This window comes from Pedobacter sp. AC402, from assembly GCF_979252805.1.
In genome coordinates this window covers 1,229,372-1,255,153 of sequence record NZ_CEEDAI010000009.1, presented here as the reverse complement: position 1 = coordinate 1,255,153, position 25,782 = coordinate 1,229,372, and the positions used below count along the sequence as shown (strand labels likewise).

The 25,782-nt window shown below is 40.7% G+C and carries 13 protein-coding genes, 4 tRNA genes and 5 rRNA genes; 16 read left to right on the top strand and 6 right to left on the bottom strand.

The window, feature by feature from the left end:
* Nucleotides 1-241 precede the first annotated feature (241 nt).
* The 11 genes from AC0IWE_RS16330 (at nucleotide 242) to AC0IWE_RS16280 (ending at nucleotide 13,852) form a co-directional block, all read left to right on the top strand.
* A tRNA-Ile gene (locus AC0IWE_RS16330) sits at nucleotides 242-316 on the top strand.
* Nucleotides 317-333: 17 nt separating this feature from the next.
* A tRNA-Ala gene (locus tag AC0IWE_RS16325) sits at nucleotides 334-407 on the top strand.
* A gap of 412 nt (nucleotides 408-819) precedes the next feature.
* Nucleotides 820-3,696: ribosomal RNA gene (locus AC0IWE_RS16320) — 23S ribosomal RNA — on the top strand.
* Between the two features lie 127 nt (nucleotides 3,697-3,823).
* Nucleotides 3,824-3,935, top strand: a 5S ribosomal RNA gene (gene rrf / locus AC0IWE_RS16315).
* Nucleotides 3,936-4,446: 511 nt separating this feature from the next.
* Nucleotides 4,447-5,313 carry a DUF808 domain-containing protein gene (locus AC0IWE_RS16310; RefSeq protein ID WP_471793855.1) on the top strand — a complete coding sequence of 289 codons (867 nt, stop codon included), beginning with the start codon at nucleotides 4,447-4,449 and terminating at the stop codon, nucleotides 5,311-5,313.
* Nucleotides 5,314-6,226: 913 nt separating this feature from the next.
* Nucleotides 6,227-7,748: ribosomal RNA gene (locus tag AC0IWE_RS16305) — 16S ribosomal RNA — on the top strand.
* Between the two features lie 255 nt (nucleotides 7,749-8,003).
* A tRNA-Ile gene (locus AC0IWE_RS16300) sits at nucleotides 8,004-8,078 on the top strand.
* A 17-nt stretch (nucleotides 8,079-8,095) separates the two neighbouring features.
* A tRNA-Ala gene (locus AC0IWE_RS16295) sits at nucleotides 8,096-8,169 on the top strand.
* A 412-nt stretch (nucleotides 8,170-8,581) separates the two neighbouring features.
* Nucleotides 8,582-11,460: ribosomal RNA gene (locus tag AC0IWE_RS16290) — 23S ribosomal RNA — on the top strand.
* 127 nt (nucleotides 11,461-11,587) lie between these two features.
* Nucleotides 11,588-11,699: ribosomal RNA gene (rrf, locus tag AC0IWE_RS16285) — 5S ribosomal RNA — on the top strand.
* The 16S, 23S and 5S rRNA genes sit together here with 2 tRNA genes alongside, the layout of an rRNA operon.
* Before the next feature lie 386 nt (nucleotides 11,700-12,085).
* On the top strand, nucleotides 12,086-13,852 hold the full coding sequence (locus AC0IWE_RS16280) for a S8 family peptidase (RefSeq protein WP_471794051.1): 1,767 nt from the start codon (nucleotides 12,086-12,088) through the stop codon (nucleotides 13,850-13,852).
* A 136-nt stretch (nucleotides 13,853-13,988) separates the two neighbouring features.
* On the opposite strand, the gene AC0IWE_RS16275 is transcribed toward AC0IWE_RS16280, so the two are convergent.
* From AC0IWE_RS16275 to AC0IWE_RS16255, 5 genes are all read right to left on the bottom strand, one after another.
* Nucleotides 13,989-14,651, bottom strand: coding sequence for a polysaccharide deacetylase family protein (locus tag AC0IWE_RS16275; protein WP_471793854.1), 663 nt, complete (start codon nucleotides 14,649-14,651; stop codon nucleotides 13,989-13,991).
* 1 nt (nucleotide 14,652) lies between these two features.
* Nucleotides 14,653-15,267 carry a glycosyltransferase family protein gene (locus AC0IWE_RS16270; RefSeq protein ID WP_471793853.1) on the bottom strand — a complete coding sequence of 205 codons (615 nt, stop codon included), beginning with the start codon at nucleotides 15,265-15,267 and terminating at the stop codon, nucleotides 14,653-14,655.
* A gap of 14 nt (nucleotides 15,268-15,281) precedes the next feature.
* Nucleotides 15,282-15,587, bottom strand: a complete 306-nt coding sequence (locus tag AC0IWE_RS16265) for a glycosyltransferase (RefSeq protein ID WP_471793852.1) — start codon at nucleotides 15,585-15,587, stop codon at nucleotides 15,282-15,284.
* Nucleotides 15,580-16,767 carry a glycosyltransferase family 87 protein gene (locus tag AC0IWE_RS16260; RefSeq protein WP_471793851.1) on the bottom strand — a complete coding sequence of 396 codons (1,188 nt, stop codon included), beginning with the start codon at nucleotides 16,765-16,767 and terminating at the stop codon, nucleotides 15,580-15,582. Before AC0IWE_RS16260 ends, AC0IWE_RS16265 begins: the two co-directional genes overlap by 8 nt.
* Nucleotides 16,768-16,871: 104 nt before the next feature.
* A complete protein-coding gene (locus AC0IWE_RS16255; RefSeq protein ID WP_471793850.1) occupies nucleotides 16,872-18,173 on the bottom strand; it encodes a hypothetical protein in 1,302 nt (433 codons plus the stop codon).
* A gap of 249 nt (nucleotides 18,174-18,422) precedes the next feature.
* On the opposite strand from AC0IWE_RS16255, the gene AC0IWE_RS16250 reads away from it, so the two are divergent.
* Nucleotides 18,423-20,813 carry a hypothetical protein gene (locus AC0IWE_RS16250; RefSeq protein WP_471793849.1) on the top strand — a complete coding sequence of 797 codons (2,391 nt, stop codon included), beginning with the start codon at nucleotides 18,423-18,425 and terminating at the stop codon, nucleotides 20,811-20,813.
* 507 nt (nucleotides 20,814-21,320) lie between these two features.
* Nucleotides 21,321-22,289: a phosphatidylinositol-specific phospholipase C gene (locus AC0IWE_RS16245; protein ID WP_471793848.1), complete on the top strand. Its 969-nt coding sequence runs from the start codon at nucleotides 21,321-21,323 to the stop codon at nucleotides 22,287-22,289.
* A gap of 223 nt (nucleotides 22,290-22,512) precedes the next feature.
* On the opposite strand, the gene AC0IWE_RS16240 is transcribed toward AC0IWE_RS16245, so the two are convergent.
* The gene (locus tag AC0IWE_RS16240) at nucleotides 22,513-23,142 is read right to left on the bottom strand and encodes a Crp/Fnr family transcriptional regulator (protein ID WP_471793847.1); all 630 of its coding nucleotides are present in this window, start codon (nucleotides 23,140-23,142) and stop codon (nucleotides 22,513-22,515) included.
* 352 nt (nucleotides 23,143-23,494) lie between these two features.
* Between AC0IWE_RS16240 and AC0IWE_RS16235 the strand changes: the two genes are divergently transcribed.
* From AC0IWE_RS16235 to AC0IWE_RS16225, 3 genes are all read left to right on the top strand, one after another.
* Nucleotides 23,495-24,100, top strand: coding sequence for an N-acetyltransferase (locus AC0IWE_RS16235; protein ID WP_463492568.1), 606 nt, complete (start codon nucleotides 23,495-23,497; stop codon nucleotides 24,098-24,100).
* An 18-nt stretch (nucleotides 24,101-24,118) separates the two neighbouring features.
* The gene (locus tag AC0IWE_RS16230) at nucleotides 24,119-25,222 is read left to right on the top strand and encodes a M20/M25/M40 family metallo-hydrolase (protein ID WP_471793846.1); all 1,104 of its coding nucleotides are present in this window, start codon (nucleotides 24,119-24,121) and stop codon (nucleotides 25,220-25,222) included.
* Between the two features lie 480 nt (nucleotides 25,223-25,702).
* A complete protein-coding gene (locus AC0IWE_RS16225) occupies nucleotides 25,703-25,780 on the top strand; it encodes a potassium-transporting ATPase subunit F (protein WP_082035969.1) in 78 nt (25 codons plus the stop codon).
* The last annotated feature ends 2 nt before the right edge of the window (nucleotides 25,781-25,782 follow it).

Genomic DNA, 25,782 nt, shown 5'->3' with positions numbered 1-25,782 from the left:
CCTACTCGCCACGCAACATGATATTTCAAATAAGGTAAAAGGTAAAAGACCAAAGCTGAAAGGCGGAGGGCACAGATACCGGATACTTTAAAAAAACAAGAGAAAAAAGAAACACCCAGAAGAAAACGGTGGGCTGCTATAAAGGCAAGCGCAACGGAGACATGAAGGGTAAGCCAAAAAGGGAAGCAGTAGCGGTAAGATACTATATACTGCAACTATTAAGCCTACCTTAAAATCAAGAAGTCCCGTAGCTCAGCCTGGTTAGAGCACTACACTGATAATGTAGGGGTCTCCAGTTCAAATCTGGACGGGACTACACATTAAGATCCTTTTGGGGGATTAGCTCAGCTGGCTAGAGCGCCTGCCTTGCACGCAGGAGGTCAACGGTTCGACTCCGTTATTCTCCACATTTGAGCATAAAGCTTAAAGACCAAAGCTGAAAGCTTTCAAAAAACACATAATACAACCTTATTACCGGGATAGATAATATACATTGACATAAAGATTAAGAAAAGAAGAAACGCCATGGGGCACATACGATCAAATGTATGGAACGGTTCGAGACCGCAGTTTTTTACTAACGGAGCTGAAACGGAGCTTAGGTTGGGGACAATGAAACCCTCCGCCTTTATACCTTCGGCCTTCAGCCTCAGTAAAGTTCTTTGACATATTGGAAGAAGTTAAAAAAGAAGAGCAAACAACAATAGGCGACTGTTGTGTTTGTGCTCGCTTAAAGGGATCGCAAGAAACCGATAAGTATGAGACATCATGACAAGAGCAAAAAAAGCATACCATATGGCGCAAAAGGCATATGAGTAGAAGAAAGTAATAAAGAGTACACGGGGGATGCCTTGGCTCTCAGAGGCGATGAAGGACGTGATAAGCTGCGATAAGCTTCGGGTATTTGCAAATAGGAACTGATCCGAAGATTTCCGAATGGGGCAACCCGGCTAGTTGAAGACTAGTCACATATAATGAGCAAACCTGCCGAACTGAAACATCTAAGTAAGCAGAGGAAGAGAAAATAACAATGATTTCCTAAGTAGTGGCGAGCGAAAGGGAAAGAGCCCAAACCTACTTTGTTACGGCAAAGTGGGGGTTGTAGGACTACGATGTGGCATTGGTAAACAGAAGTGGAACGGGATGGGAAGCCCGGCGACACAAGGTGATAGCCCTGTACACGTATAGAATACCAGTCTAGTAGTATCCTGAGTACCGCGAGGTCGGAGACGCCTTGTGGGAATCTGCCGGCACCATCCGGTAAGGCTAAATACTCCTGAGAGACCGATAGTGAACCAGTACCGTGAGGGAAAGGTGAAAAGAACCCCGAACAGGGGAGTGAAATAGAACCTGAAACCGTGTACTTACAAGCGGTCGGAGCATCCAAGTGGTGTGACGGCGTGCCTTTTGCATAATGAGCCTACGAGTTACTCCTCTCTGGCAAGGTTAAGTGCTTCAGGCACGGATCCGAAGCGAAAGCGAGTCTGAACAGGGCGTATAGTCAGAGGGGGTAGACGCGAAACCTTGTGATCTACCCATGGACAGGTTGAAGGTGCGGTAACACGTACTGGAGGACCGAACCGATAAACGTTGAAAAGTTTCCGGATGATCTGTGGGTAGGGGTGAAAGGCTAATCAAACTGGGAAATAGCTCGTACTCCCCGAAATGTTTTTAGGAACAGCGTGGATATTAAGTTTCATAGAGGTAGAGCTACTGATTGGGTGCGGGGGAGTCAAATCCTACCAAATCCAGACAAACTCCGAATGCTATGAAATATGATCTGCAGTGAGGCGCGGGGTGCTAAGGTCACGCGCCGAGAGGGAAAGAACCCAGACCATCAGCTAAGGTCCCCAAGTGACAGTTAAGTTGAACTAACGAGGTCCGATTGCACAGACAGCTAGGATGTTGGCTTGGAAGCAGCCATTCATTTAAAGAGTGCGTAACAGCTCACTAGTCGAGCGATCGGGCATGGATAATAAACGGGCATTAAACTGTTCACCGAAGCTATGGGATTGAAATATATCGGTAGGGGAGCATTCTATATGCAGCGAAGGTATCTGGTAATGGGTGCTGGAGCGTATAGAAAAGCAAATGTAGGCATAAGTAACGATAAGGCGGGAGAGAAACCCGCCCACCGAAAGGATAAGGTTTCCTGATCAACGCTAATCGGATCAGGGTCAGTCGGGACCTAAGGAGAACCCGAAGGGGAAATTCGATGGACAACTGGTTAATATTCCAGTACTTTTTATAACTGCGATGTGGGGACGGAGTAGTGACACTGCCGCGATCTGACGGAATAGATCGTTAAAGACAGTAGGTATTAGAACGGTAGGCAAATCCGCCGATCTAGCTGAAAGTCGATAGTACCGCGAGCCTTCGGGTAAGCGGATAGCGCAGGTAATCAGACTTCCAAGAAAAACCGCTAAGCTTCAGGTTATAAAAACCCGTACCGCAAACCGACACAGGTACTCCGGGAAGAGGATTCTAAGGTGCTCGAGTGAATCATGGCTAAGGAACTCGGCAAAATGGCCCTGTAACTTCGGGAGAAGGGGCGCTTGCAGCAATGTAAGCCGCAGTGAAAAGGCCCAGGCGACTGTTTAACAAAAACACATGGCTTTGCAAAATCGAAAGATGAGGTATAAGGCCTGACACCTGCCCGGTGCTGGAAGGTTAAGAGGGGATGTCATCGTAAGAGAAGCATTGAATCGAAGCCCCAGTAAACGGCGGCCGTAACTATAACGGTCCTAAGGTAGCGAAATTCCTTGTCGGGTAAGTTCCGACCTGCACGAATGGTGTAACGATCTGGGCGCTGTCTCAGCCATGAGCTCGGTGAAATTGTGGTCCCGGTGAAGACGCCGGGTACCCGCAACGGGACGGAAAGACCCCATGCACCTTCACTACAATTTAACATTGACATTGGATACAGGATGTGTAGGATAGGTGGGAGGCTTTGAAGCGGCGTCGCTAGGCGTCGTGGAGCCAACGTTGAAATACCACCCTTTCTGTATTCGGTGTCTAATCCCGATCATTCGGGAGACATTGTTTGATGGGTAGTTTGACTGGGGTGGTCGCCTCCAAAAAGGTAACGGAGGCTTTCAAAGGTAAGCTCAGTACGCTTGGTAACCGTACGCGGAGTGCAATAGCATAAGCTTGCTTGACTGTGAGACAGACAAGTCGATCAGGGTCGAAAGACGGATATAGTGATCCGGTGGTTCTGCATGGAAGGGCCATCGCTCAAAGGATAAAAGGTACGCTGGGGATAACAGGCTGATCTCCCCCAAGAGCTCATATCGACGGGGAGGTTTGGCACCTCGATGTCGGCTCGTCACATCCTGGGGCTGGAGAAGGTCCCAAGGGTTCGGCTGTTCGCCGATTAAAGTGGCACGCGAGCTGGGTTCAGAACGTCGCGAGACAGTTCGGTCCCTATCTGTTGTGGGCGTAGGAATTTTGAGTGGGGCTGACCTTAGTACGAGAGGACCGGGTTGGACCAGCCTCTAGTGAATCTGTTGTTCCGCCAGGGGCATTGCAGAGTAGCTACGCTGGGAATAGATAAGCGCTGAAAGCATCTAAGTGCGAAACTAGCCACGAGATGAGAATTCCATATAGGACCGTAGAAGACTACTACGTTGATAGGCTACAGATGTAAAGCTGGTGACAGCACAGTCGAGTAGTACTAATCATCCGAAGCTTTCAAAGCAAACAGACTGTTGTTTGTTCTTCATAATAACTTCTTTCAATACTGTTTAAGGTTTAAGGCGAAAGGCTTAAGGTTCAGGGTTTCCCTCCACCTTTACACCCTCCACCTTCTACCTCAATAAAATATTTAGGTGCCTATATCGGTGGTGTCCACCTCTTCCCATTCCGAACAGAGAAGTTAAGCCCACCAGAGCCGATGGTACTGCGGTAACACGTGGGAGAGTAGGTCGGTGCCAAATCTTAAAAGAAACCCTTCAGCAGAAATGTTGAAGGGTTTTCTTCGTTTAAGGCAGTCCTATCAGCATTTCTGATTTTTCTTCCCGGCATGAAGAAGCACTATGTTGGCATGGAAACCCTTTCTTTATTTACCTCAATTTCTAAATAGTAAGAAGGCTGTTTCCTACAGATTATGCAGATCTCCGCAGATTGTTTATTCAACCATTAAGAAGTTAAGAAAACTTAAAGGATCATATCGAAACGGAGCTGTACTCAATTTCTAACTGGTTGATGGTTAGGTTCCCGCTGATTATCTGATTTACGAAAAGACTTTACCCGTTTTACTTTTTTGAATAAATATTCAAACTAAACCCTCCTTCCGATGTTCTTGGTTTATCATTTTAAATTTTATAATAATTACTTCCACTCCTAAATTTAGTTAATCCAGTTTGGATATATTATAACGATAGGGATTTTTAATTTAATAAGATAATCTAAAAAGGAATTGATATTTTGCAACATTAATAATTAGATATGGCTTCGGGTTTTTTTGCGATTTTAGATGATATAGGTGCGTTAATGGATGATGTAGCAGTAACTGCAAAGGTTGCTGCTAAGAAGACTGCTGGAATTTTGGGTGATGACTTAGCCGTGAACGCAGAAAAATCAACTGGTTTTCTTTCATCTAGAGAACTGCCAGTGCTTTGGGCAATCACAAAAGGGTCTTTAGTTAATAAAATTATTATTGTTCCAATAGCATTACTCTTAAATGTTTTTTTTCCCGTAGCGATTAAAGTGATTTTGGTTCTCGGTGGTTTATATTTAGCTTTTGAAGGAGTGGAAAAAATAGTAGAATATTTTTTTCATAAGGCCAAATCTTCGCAAGCAGAAGCAAAGGAAGTTATTCAGGAAGGAGAAGCTGCAGAAAAGGTAAAAATCAGATCTGCCATTACCACTGATTTTATCCTTTCAATAGAAATCGTAATCATCGCATTGGGCAGCGTATTAGATCAAAAACTTGCTATTCAGATTATGACCGTTTCTGTTGTCGCTTTATTGGCTACAATTGGTGTTTATGGAATTGTAGCAGCAATTGTTCGAATGGATGATGTTGGTTACAGGTTAATCAAAGCTTACGGTGAAAAGGGGATACTGTCACGCATTGGAAAGTTGTTGGTTCAGTCGTTACCAATTATAATTAAAATATTAAGTGTAGTTGGTACCGTTGCTTTAATCCTGGTGTCAGGTGGAATATTTGCACATAACATAGCATTTTTACATCATGTTTTCCCTACTTGTCCATCAATTATTAGAGAATTTGGCTTTGGTCTCGTTGCTGGAATTGTTTTGGTTGCAATCATTACTTTAGTTAAAAAATTGATTGTTATTATTAAATCTTAATTCGTAGGGTTTTTATCGATCAATTAACCCATCTTAAAAGGATTTTTATTTTTTTTTGTAAAGTCTATTCCGTACTACTATAAAAGTCATTCGCTGTAGTCGCGGCGAAAAGCCGGGCGCTGCCGCTGCTGCCGGGTTTAGCTAGCAGGGTCTTTCTGATTTTCAAACAGTCGAGCGCAGATAAAACCGTGCAATCCCCCGTGAACAAAACCGCTATAAACACGTTAACTTCCAAAAAGTTTGCCTTCCCCATTAAATTTTTCTTATTGAAAACCATCGAGTTACGTCGGATCTGTTGATATTCCGTGGATTTCCTTTGCGGATAAGCTGAAATTCCCTACTTTTGCATCCCGCTTCGGAGGAAGGGTTTTGAATGAAAGGATGGCAGAGGGTGATGATAGGGCAGGATTTATTTTAAAATAAATGTTGCAGGTGAAGAAAAGATTGCTACCTTTGCAGCCCGCTCCGGAAGGACGGAAAGGCTGACTAAAATCAGCCTATTGAAATAAGGGGAAAGGAAAAAAGAGAGTAAAAAAATAAAATTTATTTTATTTGGAAGTTTGAAAAAGATCCTTACCTTTGCACTCCCAACCGAAAGGAAGGGCAAAAAGCTGAGCAGCGGATGTTGCGGAAAGCGAACAGAAAAAAGATTGAAACGGATGAAACACGGGGAAGACGAACAAGACTTTTCCAAACTGATACCGAAGATATATAAAATGGCCGGCCGTGAGGTTACCAGGTCAACAAGTTCTTAAAAGAGATGTCAATGTAGCGTAGCGAGGTAATGGAGTACCGATCAAAGTACATGATTACGTAGCTTTATTTTAAAGGTGGTGTCTAACAGACAACATAACAAAAAAGAAGACTATTTTTAACAATAGTTAAAACTGGTCAGCATCTTACAACACATTTTACAATGGAGAGTTTGATCCTGGCTCAGGATGAACGCTAGCGGCAGGCCTAATACATGCAAGTCGAACGAGATTATCCAGCTTGCTGGATTTGAAAGTGGCGCACGGGTGCGTAACGCGTATGCAACCTACCTTAATCTGGGGGATAGCCCGGAGAAATCCGGATTAATACCGCATAAAATCACAGGATGGCATTATCCAATGATCAAACATTTATGGGATTGAGATGGGCATGCGTGTCATTAGCTAGTTGGCGGGGTAACGGCCCACCAAGGCGACGATGACTAGGGGATCTGAGAGGATGGCCCCCCACACTGGTACTGAGACACGGACCAGACTCCTACGGGAGGCAGCAGTAAGGAATATTGGTCAATGGAGGCAACTCTGAACCAGCCATGCCGCGTGCAGGAAGACTGCCCTATGGGTTGTAAACTGCTTTTATCCGGGAATAAACCTTTCTACGTGTAGGAAGCTGAATGTACCGGAAGAATAAGGATCGGCTAACTCCGTGCCAGCAGCCGCGGTAATACGGAGGATCCAAGCGTTATCCGGATTTATTGGGTTTAAAGGGTGCGTAGGCGGCCTGTTAAGTCAGGGGTGAAAGACGGTAGCTCAACTATCGCAGTGCCCTTGATACTGATGGGCTTGAATGGACTAGAGGTAGGCGGAATGAGACAAGTAGCGGTGAAATGCATAGATATGTCTCAGAACACCGATTGCGAAGGCAGCTTACTATGGTCTTATTGACGCTGAGGCACGAAAGCGTGGGGATCAAACAGGATTAGATACCCTGGTAGTCCACGCCCTAAACGATGAACACTCGCTGTTGGCGGTACACAGTCAGCGGCTAAGCGAAAGCGTTAAGTGTTCCACCTGGGGAGTACGCTCGCAAGAGTGAAACTCAAAGGAATTGACGGGGGCCCGCACAAGCGGAGGAGCATGTGGTTTAATTCGATGATACGCGAGGAACCTTACCCGGGCTTGAAAGTTAGTGAATCATTTAGAGATAAATGAGTGAGCAATCACACGAAACTAGGTGCTGCATGGCTGTCGTCAGCTCGTGCCGTGAGGTGTTGGGTTAAGTCCCGCAACGAGCGCAACCCCTATGTTTAGTTGCCAGCACGTTATGGTGGGGACTCTAAACAGACTGCCTGTGCAAACAGAGAGGAAGGAGGGGACGACGTCAAGTCATCATGGCCCTTACGTCCGGGGCTACACACGTGCTACAATGGACGGTACAGAGGGCAGCTAGCCGGCAACGGTATGCGAATCTCACAAAGCCGTTCACAGTTCGGATTGGGGTCTGCAACTCGACCCCATGAAGTTGGATTCGCTAGTAATCGCGTATCAGCAATGACGCGGTGAATACGTTCCCGGGCCTTGTACACACCGCCCGTCAAGCCATGGAAGTTGGGGGTACCTAAAGTATGTAACCGCAAGGAGCGTCCTAGGGTAAAACCGATAACTGGGGCTAAGTCGTAACAAGGTAGCCGTACCGGAAGGTGCGGCTGGAATACCTCCTTTCTGGAGTAGCACCGCCTACTCGCCACGCAACATGATATTTCAAATAAGGTAAAAGGTAAAAGACCAAAGCTGAAAGGCGGAGGGCACAGATACCGGATACTTTAAAAAAACAAGAGAAAAAAGAAACACCCAGAAGAAAACGGTGGGCTGCTATAAAGGCAAGCGCAACGGAGACATGAAGGGTAAGCCAAAAAGGGAAGCAGTAGCGGTAAGATACTATATACTGCAACTATTAAGCCTACCTTAAAATCAAGAAGTCCCGTAGCTCAGCCTGGTTAGAGCACTACACTGATAATGTAGGGGTCTCCAGTTCAAATCTGGACGGGACTACACATTAAGATCCTTTTGGGGGATTAGCTCAGCTGGCTAGAGCGCCTGCCTTGCACGCAGGAGGTCAACGGTTCGACTCCGTTATTCTCCACATTTGAGCATAAAGCTTAAAGACCAAAGCTGAAAGCTTTCAAAAAACACATAATACAACCTTATTATCGGGATAGATAATATACATTGACATAAAGATTAAGAAAAGAAGAAACGCCATGGGGCACATACGATCAAATGTATGGAACGGTTCGAGACCGCAGTTTTTTACTAACGGAGCTGAAACGGAGCTTAGGTTGGGGACAATGAAACCCTCCGCCTTTATACCTTCGGCCTTCAGCCTCAGTAAAGTTCTTTGACATATTGGAAGAAGTTAAAAAAGAAGAGCAAACAACAATAGGCGACTGTTGTGTTTGTGCTCGCTTAAAGGGATCGCAAGAAACCGATAAGTATGAGACATCATGACAAGAGCAAAAAAAGCATACCATATGGCGCAAAAGGCATATGAGTAGAAGAAAGTAATAAAGAGTACACGGGGGATGCCTTGGCTCTCAGAGGCGATGAAGGACGTGATAAGCTGCGATAAGCTTCGGGTATTTGCAAATAGGAACTGATCCGAAGATTTCCGAATGGGGCAACCCGGCTAGTTGAAGACTAGTCACATATAATGAGCAAACCTGCCGAACTGAAACATCTAAGTAAGCAGAGGAAGAGAAAATAACAATGATTTCCTAAGTAGTGGCGAGCGAAAGGGAAAGAGCCCAAACCTACTTTGTTACGGCAAAGTGGGGGTTGTAGGACTACGATGTGGCATTGGTAAACAGAAGTGGAACGGGATGGGAAGCCCGGCGACACAAGGTGATAGCCCTGTACACGTATAGAATACCAGTCTAGTAGTATCCTGAGTACCGCGAGGTCGGAGACGCCTTGTGGGAATCTGCCGGCACCATCCGGTAAGGCTAAATACTCCTGAGAGACCGATAGTGAACCAGTACCGTGAGGGAAAGGTGAAAAGAACCCCGAACAGGGGAGTGAAATAGAACCTGAAACCGTGTACTTACAAGCGGTCGGAGCATCCAAGTGGTGTGACGGCGTGCCTTTTGCATAATGAGCCTACGAGTTACTCCTCTCTGGCAAGGTTAAGTGCTTCAGGCACGGATCCGAAGCGAAAGCGAGTCTGAACAGGGCGTATAGTCAGGAGGGGATAGACCCAGAAACCTTGTGATCTACCCATGGACAGGTTGAAGGTGCGGTAACACGTACTGGAGGACCGAACCGATAAACGTTGAAAAGTTTCCGGATGATCTGTGGGTAGGGGTGAAAGGCTAATCAAACTGGGAAATAGCTCGTACTCCCCGAAATGTTTTTAGGAACAGCGTGGATATTAAGTTTCATAGAGGTAGAGCTACTGATTGGGTGCGGGGGAGTCAAATCCTACCAAATCCAGACAAACTCCGAATGCTATGAAATATGATCTGCAGTGAGGCGCGGGGTGCTAAGGTCACGCGCCGAGAGGGAAAGAACCCAGACCATCAGCTAAGGTCCCCAAGTGACAGTTAAGTTGAACTAACGAGGTCCGATTGCACAGACAGCTAGGATGTTGGCTTGGAAGCAGCCATTCATTTAAAGAGTGCGTAACAGCTCACTAGTCGAGCGATCGGGCATGGATAATAAACGGGCATTAAACTGTTCACCGAAGCTATGGGATTGAAATATATCGGTAGGGGAGCATTCTATATGCAGCGAAGGTATCTGGTAATGGGTGCTGGAGCGTATAGAAAAGCAAATGTAGGCATAAGTAACGATAAGGCGGGAGAGAAACCCGCCCACCGAAAGGATAAGGTTTCCTGATCAACGCTAATCGGATCAGGGTCAGTCGGGACCTAAGGAGAACCCGAAGGGGAAATTCGATGGACAACTGGTTAATATTCCAGTACTTTTTATAACTGCGATGTGGGGACGGAGTAGTGACACTGCCGCGATCTGACGGAATAGATCGTTAAAGACAGTAGGTATTAGAACGGTAGGCAAATCCGCCGATCTAGCTGAAAGTCGATAGTACCGCGAGCCTTCGGGTAAGCGGATAGCGCAGGTAATCAGACTTCCAAGAAAAACCGCTAAGCTTCAGGTTATAAAAACCCGTACCGCAAACCGACACAGGTACTCCGGGAAGAGGATTCTAAGGTGCTCGAGTGAATCATGGCTAAGGAACTCGGCAAAATGGCCCTGTAACTTCGGGAGAAGGGGCGCTTGCAGCAATGTAAGCCGCAGTGAAAAGGCCCAGGCGACTGTTTAACAAAAACACATGGCTTTGCAAAATCGAAAGATGAGGTATAAGGCCTGACACCTGCCCGGTGCTGGAAGGTTAAGAGGGGATGTCATCGTAAGAGAAGCATTGAATCGAAGCCCCAGTAAACGGCGGCCGTAACTATAACGGTCCTAAGGTAGCGAAATTCCTTGTCGGGTAAGTTCCGACCTGCACGAATGGTGTAACGATCTGGGCGCTGTCTCAGCCATGAGCTCGGTGAAATTGTGGTCCCGGTGAAGACGCCGGGTACCCGCAACGGGACGGAAAGACCCCATGCACCTTCACTACAATTTAACATTGACATTGGATACAGGATGTGTAGGATAGGTGGGAGGCTTTGAAGCGGCGTCGCTAGGCGTCGTGGAGCCAACGTTGAAATACCACCCTTTCTGTATTCGGTGTCTAATCCCGATCATTCGGGAGACATTGTTTGATGGGTAGTTTGACTGGGGTGGTCGCCTCCAAAAAGGTAACGGAGGCTTTCAAAGGTAAGCTCAGTACGCTTGGTAACCGTACGCGGAGTGCAATAGCATAAGCTTGCTTGACTGTGAGACAGACAAGTCGATCAGGGTCGAAAGACGGATATAGTGATCCGGTGGTTCTGCATGGAAGGGCCATCGCTCAAAGGATAAAAGGTACGCTGGGGATAACAGGCTGATCTCCCCCAAGAGCTCATATCGACGGGGAGGTTTGGCACCTCGATGTCGGCTCGTCACATCCTGGGGCTGGAGAAGGTCCCAAGGGTTCGGCTGTTCGCCGATTAAAGTGGCACGCGAGCTGGGTTCAGAACGTCGCGAGACAGTTCGGTCCCTATCTGTTGTGGGCGTAGGAATTTTGAGTGGGGCTGACCTTAGTACGAGAGGACCGGGTTGGACCAGCCTCTAGTGAATCTGTTGTTCCGCCAGGGGCATTGCAGAGTAGCTACGCTGGGAATAGATAAGCGCTGAAAGCATCTAAGTGCGAAACTAGCCACGAGATGAGAATTCCATATAGGACCGTAGAAGACTACTACGTTGATAGGCTACAGATGTAAAGCTGGTGACAGCACAGTCGAGTAGTACTAATCATCCGAAGCTTTCAAAGCAAACAGACTGTTGTTTGTTCTTCATAATAACTTCTTTCAATACTGTTTAAGGTTTAAGGCGAAAGGCTTAAGGTTCAGGGTTTCCCTCCACCTTTACACCCTCCACCTTCTACCTCAATAAAATATTTAGGTGCCTATATCGGTGGTGTCCACCTCTTCCCATTCCGAACAGAGAAGTTAAGCCCACCAGAGCCGATGGTACTGCGGTAACACGTGGGAGAGTAGGTCGGTGCCAAATCTTAAAAGAAACCCTTCAGCAGAAATGCTGAAGGGTTTTCTTCGTTTAAGGCAGTCCTATTAGCCTTTCTAATTTTTCTTCCCGACATTATGGAGTTAAGCACAACGTTAACTTGGAATCCCTTTCTTAATTACCTTAATTTCTTAATGGTTGATGGTTAGGTTCCCGCTGATTACGAAGATGGTTTTCTTTTCTCTACCATTAAGGAGTTGAGAAAAGTTAAGGGATCATATCGAAACAGACTCTTCCATGAATGTTATGATGCAGAAATATTTCCAAAATTAAGTTGTTGGTATACTTCATTATGACTTGTTAAAAAATGTAAAATTATTCACCCTCAAGGTAATAAAACCGTATTATTGTAGTATTTCGTACATACTATCATGATGAATGTGAACTTTAAGACATTGACTTTTCTTGCTTTAATTTTGTGCATAAACACCTCCGTTTTTGCTCAAAGTAAAAATGTACAACTTCCTGCAAATTGGTTTAATCTCGATTTGTTAGAAAATGGATATTTTGGAATAAGTACGGAAAAGGCTTATCGCGATATTTTGAAAGATAAAAAGCCAAAACAAAATATCATTGTTGCTGTAATTGATGGGGGAGTAGATATTAAGCATCCTGACTTACAACGCATATTATGGACGAATAAAAAAGAAATTCCTGGAAACGGAATTGACGATGACGGAAATGGTTACATTGATGATATTCATGGCTGGAATTTTATCGGATCAAAAAAAGGAAATCTCGAGTATGATAATTTAGAATTGGTACGCTTATTAAGAATTTATACACCAAAATATCAATCTACAACCAATCTAACACCTTTGGATAGCAGCCAGAAGGAAGAATTTAAATTGTATAAAAAAATGGTAGGCGACTTCGGCAAAAAGTATGAAGATGCCAGTAACACATTTTCTGTACTTATTGCAATTAACAAAGTTTTGGATTCGGTAGCTAAAATCAATAAAAAGGAAATACCTACATTGGAGGATGTTGATCGTTATAAAGCAGATGATGAGACCGAAGAACAGGTAAAAAATATCATCAGAAAAGGATCTAGAGAGGATGGAAGTTTTGATAAATTTTACAAAAGCATCAAAGAAGGTTATAAGCAATACGATGCAATGTTAAAATATAACTTAAATCCTAAATATGATATGCGTGCTGAATTGGTGGGTGACGATTACAGCAATCCTTATCAAAAAAACTACGGGAATAATGATGTAAAAGGGCCAGATGCGTTCCATGGAACCCATGTATCAGGTATTATAGGTGCAGATCGCACAAACACTGAAGGCATTTTTGGTGTAGCCAATAATGTAAGTATTATGGCTATCCGGGTTGTGCCCACTGGTGATGAACGCGATAAGGATGTAGCCAATGGTATCCGGTATGCGGTAGATAACGGCGCAAAGGTGATTAACATGAGCTTTGGCAAAAGTTATAAATGGGATAAAAAAGCAGTAGATTCTGCTGTTAAATATGCGGAAGAAAAAGGTGTTCTATTGGTGCATGCTGCTGGAAACGACAATCAAAATAATGATTTAGAAGAAAATTATCCTAATAAGTTCTTCGATAGTAAGGAAGCTGAAGCTTATAAACAAGCAAACAAAAAGCCAACTAAACCAGATTTTACACCTCCTAAACCAATGGCACAAAATAATGGAATGGGCATGCGGCCACCTTTCGAAAGGTCGGCATTGATTAAAGCTATTCCGGTAGATACTGCTAAGTTTAATCTCCCACATGCCAGCAATTGGATTGAGGTTGGTGCAAGTGCTTACAAGGATGATGATAACCTTAAAGCAGATTTTTCAAACTATGGTAAATACAATGTAGATGTTTTTGCGCCAGGATTTTTAATAAAGTCAACCGTACCCGACAATAAGTATGAGGAGGCGGATGGTACCAGTATGGCTTCGCCTGTTGTTGCAGGTTTGGCAGCACTAATTTTAAGCTACTATCCGGAATTAAAGCCTGCTCAAATACGTGAGATTATTATGAAATCCGTTTCAAAAGTTGCACACAAAGTAAAATACAAAAACGAAAAAGGTGAAAATGTTCGGGTACTTTTTAGTGAGGTATGTGTGAGCGGAGGTATTGTTAATGCCTATAATGCTTTAAAATTGGCTGAAACGTATAAATAGTTCTCAGCTATAAATTTTTATTTTACAGAAATAGTTTGGATAAAATCCTGAAACGTTCCGAATGTATAATTTTTAACTTTCATCCATGAAATAAGTTTTTCCATGCGTTTAATCATTTTCATACCGGTATTTTTCCTTACATAAGTGGGGAAACCAAATCTTTCAAAATCTTCCAGGTCAGTAAATTCCCAGGATGAAAATAAATATTCAAGTATTTATCCTTTTTATAAGTCCAGCTGGCTAATGTTTTATATATGCTTAATGGTAGGTTATGAAAGGAAAGCCAGAACAATGGAAAACGGATCAGCGGACTTACCGAAGCTGGAATTTGTAGTACATTATCTTTAATGAAATGTGTTCTCGAAATATTAAAATTATTGTAGCGCCCTGGTAAATAAGTTGGATTAATAGATGTATTATATCTGTATCCGGCTTTTTCAATTTCTTTTTCATCAACAGGCATCATCCTGGCCATTCGGTATCCTGTAATTTCTTTGCCAGAGAGTTCTTCTAATTTAAGTTTAGATTGAAGCAGGTGTTCTGGTTTAAAATCGGAATGATAATATCCATGGGAAGCGAGTTCGTGACCTGTTTCTGTAATTCGTTTTATCAGATCCGGAATATTTTCGGCAAAAGTAACGGTACAGAAAAACGTGGCTTTCACATTGTATTTATCCAGAATGTCTAAAATGGCAATGGTTCCTACCCTCGAAATGGAAATCTGATCTTCAAAAGAAATGTCTTTTCCATATTCAAAAGGCATATCAAACTCTTCGATATCAAAACTTAAAAGCACCATTTTATTTATGTTGAATATTTGTTGAACGGATGATGTAATTTGGACGGTTTTTAGATTGCATAAACATTTTACCGACGTAGATGCCTATAATACCTAAAATGATGAGTTGTAATCCTCCAAAAAAAACAATGGTCATAATTACTGATGCCCAGCCGGAAACTTCAACATTATTTACGAATGCATAAATAATATAGGGTATGTATAGCACCGAAGCGAAAGAAAGGGTGAAACCAAGGTAAACGGCAGTATAAAGCGGTTTTATACTGAAAGAAGTAACACCATGAAGTGCTAGCCTCATCATTTTTTTAAACGTGTATTTACTTTGGCCTGAAAACCGGGCAGCAGGGTTATACCTGATGGCAAATTGTTTAAAACCTAACCATTTTACTAATCCACGCAAAAAAGGCTCATTTTCATGAAAATTTCTAAAAACAGAAACAACTTTTTGGTCGAGCAAACGGAAATCAGCCGCTCCCGGCTCAAGGTCAATATCCGAAAGCCAGTTTAAGGTTTTGTAAAACAGATTAGATGAACCTCTTTTACTTTTTGACAAATTTTTATCTTCTTCACGGATGGTATAGACTACTTCAAAACCTTCCTCCCATTTTTGGAGCATTTGTGGAATCGACGTTATGGTGGATGCTGCATATCACAATCCATAGAAATAACACAATCTCCGAAAGCATGATCCATACCCGCTTTTACTGCCAGTTGATGACCGAAGTTTTTAGAAAATTCCAGAAAAAATATATTATCTGCGGTTAATGCATGGTCTTTTATTTTTTCTAGGGTATGATCGGCACTTCCGTCATCCACAAGGATAATCTCGTAACGATAATTGATCGTAGAAAAAACATTTTTAATACTTTCTGCAATTACAAAAATATTATCGGCTTCGTTGTAGGCAGGGATTACTATAGAAACTAATTTATTCATTCTCGGCAATCAGATAAGATTTAAAATCTTCTTTCATCATTTGATATATTATGGTTAGCCAAATGATTACGCAAGGTAGGGCTTTAAGGGAATATAGACGAATAAATTCTTTTACTGATTTCGGGAAAATGTCAGTTGGAGATAAGCTGGTTAAGATAAAAGCGAAAACAAACAATGCAATTACCCATACTTTTTTGGGTTTTTGTTGCACCACGAACCAAATGGCAACACCGGCGAATGCGATAATGTAAGTTGGCGATTCCGACCCGCTGCTAAATATAACAGTAAAAATAAGGGTAGATGCCAGAAGCATTAACCTAAAACCTAAATTTTTGTATTGATTGATCCGCAGATATGGTAAACAGAACAAAAGCATACCGCCCAATAAAAATGGTGTATTTGGGATATTTACGTTCCCGGATACTCTTCTTACAATCCCCATTAAAGAAATATCCTGAAAGGAAGTTAAAGAAGCATTTATTTCATTTTTGTGCGCGAGTGAGTGGTACCAATCGGAATAACATTGAAAAATAAATGCTGGTGATGAGAGCGCCATTGGTAATAAAAAGAGTGCGGTGAACGCAATAAAACAGCCTACAATAAATTTTAATTTATTCTTAGCGAAGAAAAAAAATGCGAGTCCTACAATTCCATAGAGTTTAACAAGCGTGCCAAAGGCAATAAAAAAGGCTGATTGTATTTCTTTCTTTTTGATCAGGTAAGAAAAGCTGAGTAATATTATTCCGGTTAGGGCAATGTTGAATTGAAAACTGAATAGGGCAGTTAAAGTTTCGTGAGCACAGATCCAGGCAATTATAGTACGTTTATTTATTGAAATGGGTAGGCTGTAAATACCCCACAGTAATATACATACATTAGAAATGTTCCATAGAATGGTGCCCAAACCATCAGGAAGTAAAGCAAATGGGGCAATAAAAATAGAGAATATGGGGCCGTAGTGGTTACTATCCAAATATTCGGGATAATTGTTATATAAGTTTTGTAAATCTACAGTATGCCAGTATACATATTTAAAAATCAGATAATTGTTATAAGTATGGTGATGATATTGCTTATAACCTGCTACAATAGCTAATATTAGGTAAATGGCAAAAATGCATTCCTTTTTTAACAGAAATGACGATAATTTATTAAAATTAGCTTTTTTGAGATTGTTCATTAATGGTTTAGTGCTGCAATATAACCATTTTAACATATCGCATAATCATCTATTCCATTAACTGATGATAATTGTGGTATTTTTTGCCATTGGCAGATATATGCTTAAAACTTTTCGCCCGTTTTCAAGTCCGCAAGGTTGAAGTTTTTAAAAGAGCCAATCCCTGCGAACATAATTTTAAAGCCCATTAATTTTCCAATGGGTTTATGATAGGTGGTTTTAAAAACTTCCTTATTATCTATTAATAGGGATACGTGCTGATTTTTTACTTGTAATTTAACATTTTTACTATTGGTTAAATCATGTCCGAATGCTCTTAAATCAGTTTTATCTCCATTTTTAAACTGCTCAGAAAATCTGTAAGCACTCCACGCAATACATTCTGGTTTGATAATACTTAGAAAATGACTGTCGCTTTCGCCATATATCACAATATCGGCCTGAGAGCAGCGAACACCTGGTCTTTCGGCCGAGGTTTTAATATCGGCACTAAATTCAAAATTATCAGCACTAATAGCTGTGGGTCTTACATTTGCAAACGATACAAAAAAGGTTTTACTGGTATCGATACCTGCATTCAGTAATTCTTTGGTAGTAACATGATAATCAGGCGCGGTAGAAATTTTCTTTAATATTGGATATACCCTAGTTGTATCATATTGTATTGTAGCAATCACATCCCATCCCTTGCTTTGCAGGTAAACATAAGCGGTATCTATAGGTGTATTTTTGTGGTATAATATTGGGAAATAACGCCCCGGAGTTTCATAATAATGATTAACAACAGCATTTGCAGAAGCAGATCGTTTGGTTTTAGCATCTCCAAAGTCTATTATAAAAGTTGATGGATCATCAGGTAGATTTCCCAATACATCCAATTTAAAAATGGCAGAATGCGGACTTTTACCTTCCGGGTTTAAACAGATTAATTTAACATTGCTAACGCTCTGGTTACCACTTAAGAAAAGGAAGGAAATTATGCCGGTCATTATAATGCCAAAGCCTAACAAAACGTAGATATAGATTTTGTTCTTATGCTTCGAAGTCGCTGGTTTTATTTCTGGTTTAATAGGAGTATCGATTAAAGTATCCTTTTCATTTAATGGATGTAAAAGTTCAAATTCATACCAATCTCTAAAACCAATGAACTGAGCAAGGGCATCTCTTGTTGCTTTTTGTGGGTAATAACGTGTTGATGTTTTGAGCTTTCCGAAAATGCGTTTTAGGGTGTTTTCACTCAAATGAACTTTTGTTTTTCGATGCAATAAACCACTAAGCTTGATATAGTCGCTATTTCTCCATTCAGAAATGCTTTTTTCACTAATCTCCTTGGCAACTTTTTTACAGCAAATATCCAGCTGTTTAAAAAAAACAGAATTTTCGGCTTGTACAAACTCGTTATTCATTTGGTTTAATTGACTGATTTTTAATTTGTTGTATTGTCAATAATATTGGCAAACATTTGTACAAATGGTTAGTATTTGGTGATATAAATCATTGCCTAAGTTTATAAAAGCAAAATCAAAGGTTGAAACCAATTGCTGCAAAACAAACTATTTTTTATAAAACTAACCAAATTAAATGAAAATTAATGCTCCTGGTAATACAGCTTTTGTGAGCTGATGATTTACTAAAATCCCAATTACTTAACTCTAATGAAAAAAGAACTACGATTAAAAACAACATTATTAATCAGCGCAGCTATTTTAACGGTAACTGCTGCATTTGCACAAAATAAGCCCTTAAAAGTAAGTGGAGTTTACCCACATTTAGCCACATTTAACGAAAGTTGGTCTCTGCCCGGGAGTATAAAAAAAACAAATGGTGATGGTGGCGAAAACGGTATTGGAGCCATTACCCCATGGGCAGGCAAACTTTGGATGGTTACTTATTCGCCACACATGCCTAAAGGAAGTTCTGATAAGTTGTATAGCATTGATAATGGCCTCAATGTTACCATTCATCCCGAAAGCATTGGTGGCACACCTGCAAACCGGATGATCCACAAAGAGTCTAACCAGTTAATAACGAGTAACTATTTTATAAATGATAAAGGAATTGTGAGGACTATTCCATTTTCGGTTATGCCTGGCAGAATGACGGCTACAGCACGGCACTTAACTAACCCGGCCAATATGGTTTACTTTTATGATATGGAGGGCATGTTATACGAAACAAATGTGCATACCCTTGCGGTAAAAAAGCTTTTCAATAAACCTGTACCAGGCTGGCATGGAAAGGGTGCTTACACTGCGCAAAAACAATTGGTAGTTGCAAATAATGGCGAAGAAGCTGTTTTTAAGCTTACAAAAGATATGCTTGAAGCCGGAGATTTACCTAAAAATGATGAAGAAAAAGGCGTTTTAGCAAGTTGGGATGGTAATACCTGGAAAATAATTGAAAGAAAACAGTTTACAGATGTTACTGGTCCTGGTGGTATTTACGGTTCGCCAAATGATGAAAGCCCGTTATGGAGTATAGGTTGGGATAAACGTTCTGTAATGCTGAAATTATTGGATCATGGGCAATGGTATACATATCGTTTGCCAAAAGCTGCCCATACCTATGATCATAGAGGTGGCTGGTATACCGAATGGCCACGTATCCGTGAAGTTGGAAATAATAAAATGTTGATGGATATGCACGGCATGATGTATGATTTTCCTAAATCTTTTTCAAGGAACAACAGCAGTGGCATTATGCCTTTAAATAGCCATTTACGTTATATTCCTGATTTTTGTAGCTGGAATAATCAAATTGTAATAGCTACAGACGAAACCACTGTTTTAGAAAATCCTATGGCTGGCAGGGCACAATCCAATCTTTGGTTTGGGCAGTGGAATGATTTAAAAAACTGGGGTGCTGCAACAGGTTGGGGTGGCCCGTGGGATAACGATGCTATAAAAGCAAATATACCATCTGATGCGTTTCTGATAAACGGTTTTGATAAAAAGGTGTTGCATCTTACTCAAAAATCAGATCAACCTGTAATTTTTACAGTTCAAATAGATAGGGCAGGAAATAACAAGTGGGAAGATTATAAAAAGATCACCGTTGCTGCCAATGCGTATCAGTATTTTATCTTCCCTGCTGATTTTAAGGCCACATGGGTTCGGTTTAAGGTAAATAAGGATTGTAATGCCTCTGCATTTTTCCATTTCACCGGGGAGGGACATAAAATACAAGATCAGTTATTCAATACGCTGGCAGGGATCAATGAGAAATTTCCAATTAACGAGAATTTGATCCGTCCATCAGGGTACAACAAAAATCTACAGGTTTTAAATACTTCAAAGGAAAAAAAGCAATATTTTGAAGTTGATGAAAAATTATCGTTTCTAACCAATCCGGCTGATAGTATAGCGCAAATGGAAAAGCTTTTAGTGCTAAATAAAAATTATACTGTTGATGAGGCTTCTGTTATCATCAAAGATAAAACAGGAACTTTTCGCTTGCCAAAGGGATCTGATGAATATGAGCGTTTTCCTTACCGAGATAAACGGGAGGTGGAATCGGAACGTTTTATGTTGAATGTACAAGGTACTTTTTATGAAGTTGGCCGTGAATCTGGCTATGCTGCCATTCGCCCGGTTACTACACATCGCAAAAAAATAATCGATTTTTGTACCTGGCGAGGCTTATTGGTATTAAGTGGTACCAAAATAGGTGCTAAACCTGATGGACAATATTTTGGCAATGAAACCAATGGATTATGGTATGGTGGTATAGATGATTTGTGGAAAATGGGTAAACCGATTGGCGAAGGGAGTGTATGGAAAAATACCGCAGTAAAAGCAAATAATCCATCATTACCTTATTTAATGACTGGTTACGATCAGAAAAAAGTAAGGATTGCAACCGATCAAGATGTAGAAATTACTTTGGAGGTAGATTTTGATTTAACGGGTTTTCATCAATACAAAAAATTCTCAATCAAAGCTGGCCAAAATTTAAATTACACATTTCCAGCAGGTTTCAGTGCGCATTGGATAAGGGCAGTAGCAAGTAAAAATTGCCAGGCGACGGTTACATTTACCTACTTTTAATTATTTTTTTTAATTTGTAAAATGCTCATTATTAATTTTTTAGCCGTTCATATTTTTGGACAAACAAATGGACGGGCATAAATTATAATTATTCGGAATAAGCATCTATTATTGCAGCTCACTTGGATATATAGGGATATCTAAAAGCGAAGTTTAGGGATACTCAACGCTATCAGTACAAGGGCATCTGCCCTTGTACCTGATTTTTTCTTTTAACAATCCAAAAGCATTAACGTGAATTTAATTCAAAGTTAATAAGCCTTAATTCAGTTTTCAAACCACAAATGTTATACAATCAATTGCATTACCTTAGCCACGGTTAAGTACTGTGGCTTTTTAGCATTTAAGTATTTCGGATTCTTACACAAAAATCATTATTCCTAAATGTTAATAACCCAATCTATATTAACGAATTATGAAATTATTTAGGATGTGCTGTTTTAGTAAAACCTTTTACTAGTTTTATAATACTGAACCAAATAAATCATCACCTTCCTTAAAAAAACTATGAGAAAATTACAACTACCACTTTTTGTGGCCTTGGTATTAACCTTTAGTGCCTGTAAAAAAGAAGAACAATCAAAAGAAAATTTTGTAAGTCCAAAACTTAAAGGTAATTCGAGTCCGGCAGCGCAACTGTTAAGCGTTTCGTTAAACAACTGGATGAGTGTACTGGCAGATCAAAACAGCATTTCGGCAATATCTATTCCTGGCACACACGATTCTGGTGCTACTATAGAACCTGTATCTGGTACTGCAAAATGCCAGAACCTAAGCATTGCCGACCAGTTAAATGCAGGTGTTCGCTATCTGGATATCCGTTGCAGGCATATTGATAATGCTTTCGCGATCCACCATGGAGCCATCTACCAAAACCTTAATTTTAATGATGTATTGAATGCCTGTATTAATTTTTTAAACAGCCATCCAACCGAAACAATCATTATGAGTGTGAAAGAAGAACATACGCCATCAAATAATACCCGCTCATTTGAGCAGACTTTTGATGCTTATGTACAGCAAAACCCTGGTAAATGGGATTTGGGCAATAACATTCCTACGCTGGGTAGTATCCGTGGAAAAATCAGGTTATTAAGAAGGTTCTCTGGCTCATCTCCAAAAGGAATTGATGCTACTGCCTGGGCGGATAATACTACTTTCGACATTGCCAACGCTGCTGCCAATTTAAAAGTGCAGGATTTTTACAATGTTAACGATGTAAATACCAAATGGACTAAAATTGAAACGCTGTTAAACGAGGCAAAAAATGATTCTTCGAACAAGCTTTATCTTAATTACGCGAGTGGATATAAAGCAGGAGTATTCAGTATTCCTAGCATTACTACAGTTTCGAATGCTGTAAATCCAAAAATTACCACCTTTTTTACCAATAATATACATGGTAAATATGGAATTATTCCGCTTGATTTTGTTGATGCAAGTCGCAGTCAATTAATTGTAAACACAAATTTCTAAACTAAAACCAATTGATTTATGGGTTCAGGTAAAAACGGCGCACTCATTATGGGTGTGCCTTTTTTTTGGGATGCTTATAATTAATTAGTTGTGAGTGGGAAATATCAGTTCATAAATTTATAGAAATATAGAATTGTACTTTTCCTTTTATAAGCGGTTTTTTAAACAAAATATAGTTAGTTTAAGTTCAAAATTACGATTGGTATACGTCCAATCGCAACTTCTATAGTTCAACGTTAGGTTCAGTGTTTTTACTAAATTCTTTACTTCTAATTCTGCTCAGCGTTTCTATTCTCATCCCTAAATAACTGGCCAGGTAACGGAGAGGGATTTTATTCAAGTCAATTTTTTTGCTTTCTGCCAATTTTCTGTACCTCCGCAGTGCATTCGGTATTCTGGCGAGAATAGATCTTTCAGAAGCTGCATAATAATGAAGTGCCAGAAGTTTTCTGCCAATAATATTTGCTTCTTTAAAATTAGCATATCCATATTCAATCAGGGTGTAGGGAATGCGGATCAGTTCGCAATCTTCGAGGGCCTGCAAATATTCTATAGATTGATTGCTCGGTGCATCGGGATGGCGTATAGCACCCACAATATTGTTTCCAAAACTAAACCAAGTGGTAATATCTTTACTCCCTTCTTTTACAAAACCACGTACAATACCGCTTTTTACAAAGTAAAGAGCCGCATTACTATCAATTGGTGAAACAATATGTTTATTCTTTTTTACCATAACCACAGTACAATCTTTTTCATATTGGGCTGCGAGATCGTCGGGAAAAGTATGGTATTGCTCCATATACTGTTTAAGGGGCTTTACAAAGGAAATTTTGTTAGCGTTGAGCATCATAATATCAACTTTTGGGATCGAAGTTTGATTTTTGTAGAAGTTTAATGGTCTTGCAAAATCTATTATACGCCAAAAAATCCGAAATATTAGTATTAGTACATCAATATTTGACTGTAAGTTATTATCCTATAGGTTAGATTCAAGATTATACCGCATCATTGATTTTTTTATTCAACTGTTAATGGTTTTCCGTTATGGAACTAACCCTTTCATTTTGGTAAGGTATTGTGGTGGGAGCTTCCTATTGATAAATTAATAGTGCTTCATATTGTTGTTTAAAGCCAGATTTTGGATGTAGAATCGTGTTTAGGCATTTCCTTTGTAATCGGCCTGGCATGAAATTTTAATCACAATGGATAACCACATTATTTTTGTGCGCACCGCAAATCAGAACGATGCACATTACGCTGAAGAAATTATACAGGAAACAGCACAATCGGCACTTGCCCGCGGCTCGGGTATTGCAAAAAGAACGGTAGAATCGGTAATCTCGAAAATGGCGGCTGGCAAAGCTGTTATTGCCCTAACCGATACGGGAGAGTGGGTTGGCTTCTCTTACCTCGAAACCTGGGAAAACGAACGTTTTGTATCCAATTCCGGTCTTATTGTTGCGCCAAAGTTCAGAAATTCTGGTGTTGCAAGGTCAATCAAAAACAAGATCTTCCGAATGTCGAGAAGATTATATCCCAACGCAAAAATCTTTAGTATCACATCAGGGCCGGCAATTATGCGGATGAATACCAAACTTGGTTTTCTTCCGGTAAGTTTTGCTGAAATTACACACGACGGGCATTTTTGGGAAGGCTGTAAAAGCTGTGTAAACTATGATATTTTGGAGCGGAAGAAAAAATGCAACTGCCTCTGTACCGCAATGCTTTTCGATCCGGCATATTTTATAGATGCTCAGCCAATTGTGTATCAGCAAACAGAAATTTATCAGGAAGTTACACATTCTTAATCACCCCATTACATTACCATGAATACCATAAGTAAAATTCACCTTACCCAGGGTACTGATCTTAACCAGTTGTATCAGCAATCGCTCGAGCTACTTTCTACCTTAATCACTATTCCTTCCTTTAGCGGCGAAGAATCATTTACCGCAAATGAAATCGAATCTTTTTTAAACACACATGGCATAAATACTTTCAGAAAACATAATAATATCTGGTGCTACAATAAATATTTTGATGCTTCGAAACCCACCATACTTCTAAACTCCCATCACGATACGGTGAGGCCAAACGGACAATATTCAAGAGATCCTTTTAACCCGGTTATTGAAGATGAAAAGATACACGGGCTGGGTAGTAATGATGCTGGAGGGCCTCTTGTAGCCTTAATTGCCACTTTTTTGTATTTCTTTGAGCGGAAAGAGCTTCCTTTTAACCTTTGTTTGGCGGCTACTGCTGAAGAGGAAACCTCAGGAGAATTAGGCATTCGGAGCATCTTAAATGATATGAAGACAATATCATTTGCAATTGTGGGCGAACCAACTTGTATGCAAATGGCTATTGCTGAAAAAGGATCAATGGTAATAGACTGTGTTTCGAAAGGCCGTGCGGGCCACGCAGCCAGGGAAGAAGGAGACAATGCTATTTACCATGCGTTTAAAGATATTGAATGGTTCAGGCACTATTTATTTCCCATTATGGATGATCAGCCGCAACCCGTAAAAATGACGGTTACGGAGATTAAAGGCGGAATTCAGCACAATATTGTTCCTGATGAGTGCAGGTTTACAGTAGATATTCGCTTCGATCACAATTATACCGAAAGGGAAATTATAAATACGATAATTAACCACACATCTTGCCATTTTACTATTCGCGCCAATGTATTAAAACCATCTTATATTGATATTCTTCACCCGCTTGTAATTTCAGGGCTATCATTGGGTAGAAAAACATACCTGTCGCCAACTAGTTCAGATCAAGGCTGGCTGGATATGCCATCAATAAAAATGGGGCCCGGCAATTCTGCACGTTCGCATACTGCTGATGAGTTTATCGGTATTGAAGAAATTGAAGAAGGGATTGATATTTATATTAGTTTACTCGAAACTTTGGAGCTCTCCTAATCTTAGTGTCTCGCTAAGACTTTAATGGATATCGTCATTGCTGTAAGGCTTTTTCAGCCGACGAAGCAATCTTTATGGCAAGGCTCACTAGCATGAAAGATTGCTTCGTACCTCGCAATTACGACCGCTTTACTGAAGCCTGTTAATGGTAGCGTATTCGAAGGATCTCTTTTTCTAGTCTTAGTGTCTCGCTAAGACTTGAGATTTTCCCCTCAGCAATGACGAATTAATTTCCCCAAATGAAAAAAACCTTTCCAAAATGGAAGGGTTTTTTTATGCCTTAATTTCTTATAATTATGTGTTTTGTTTATAAGTAACTGAAAATTAATGATTTATGTTGATTTTGCTTTTTTTGGTATAACAGTTGGCTAATGGCATGCAAAGCAAATACAATCATGACAATACTACTTTTTTTAATTCTCATTTTGCTCTGTTGGGCAATTTACAAATCAATCGACTGGTTCGAAAAAATCTAACACTATGATCGCATTATTTATTATCGCCATCGCCGTATTTATCTACATGATTTACGTGCTGATCAAACCCGAAAAATTTTAATC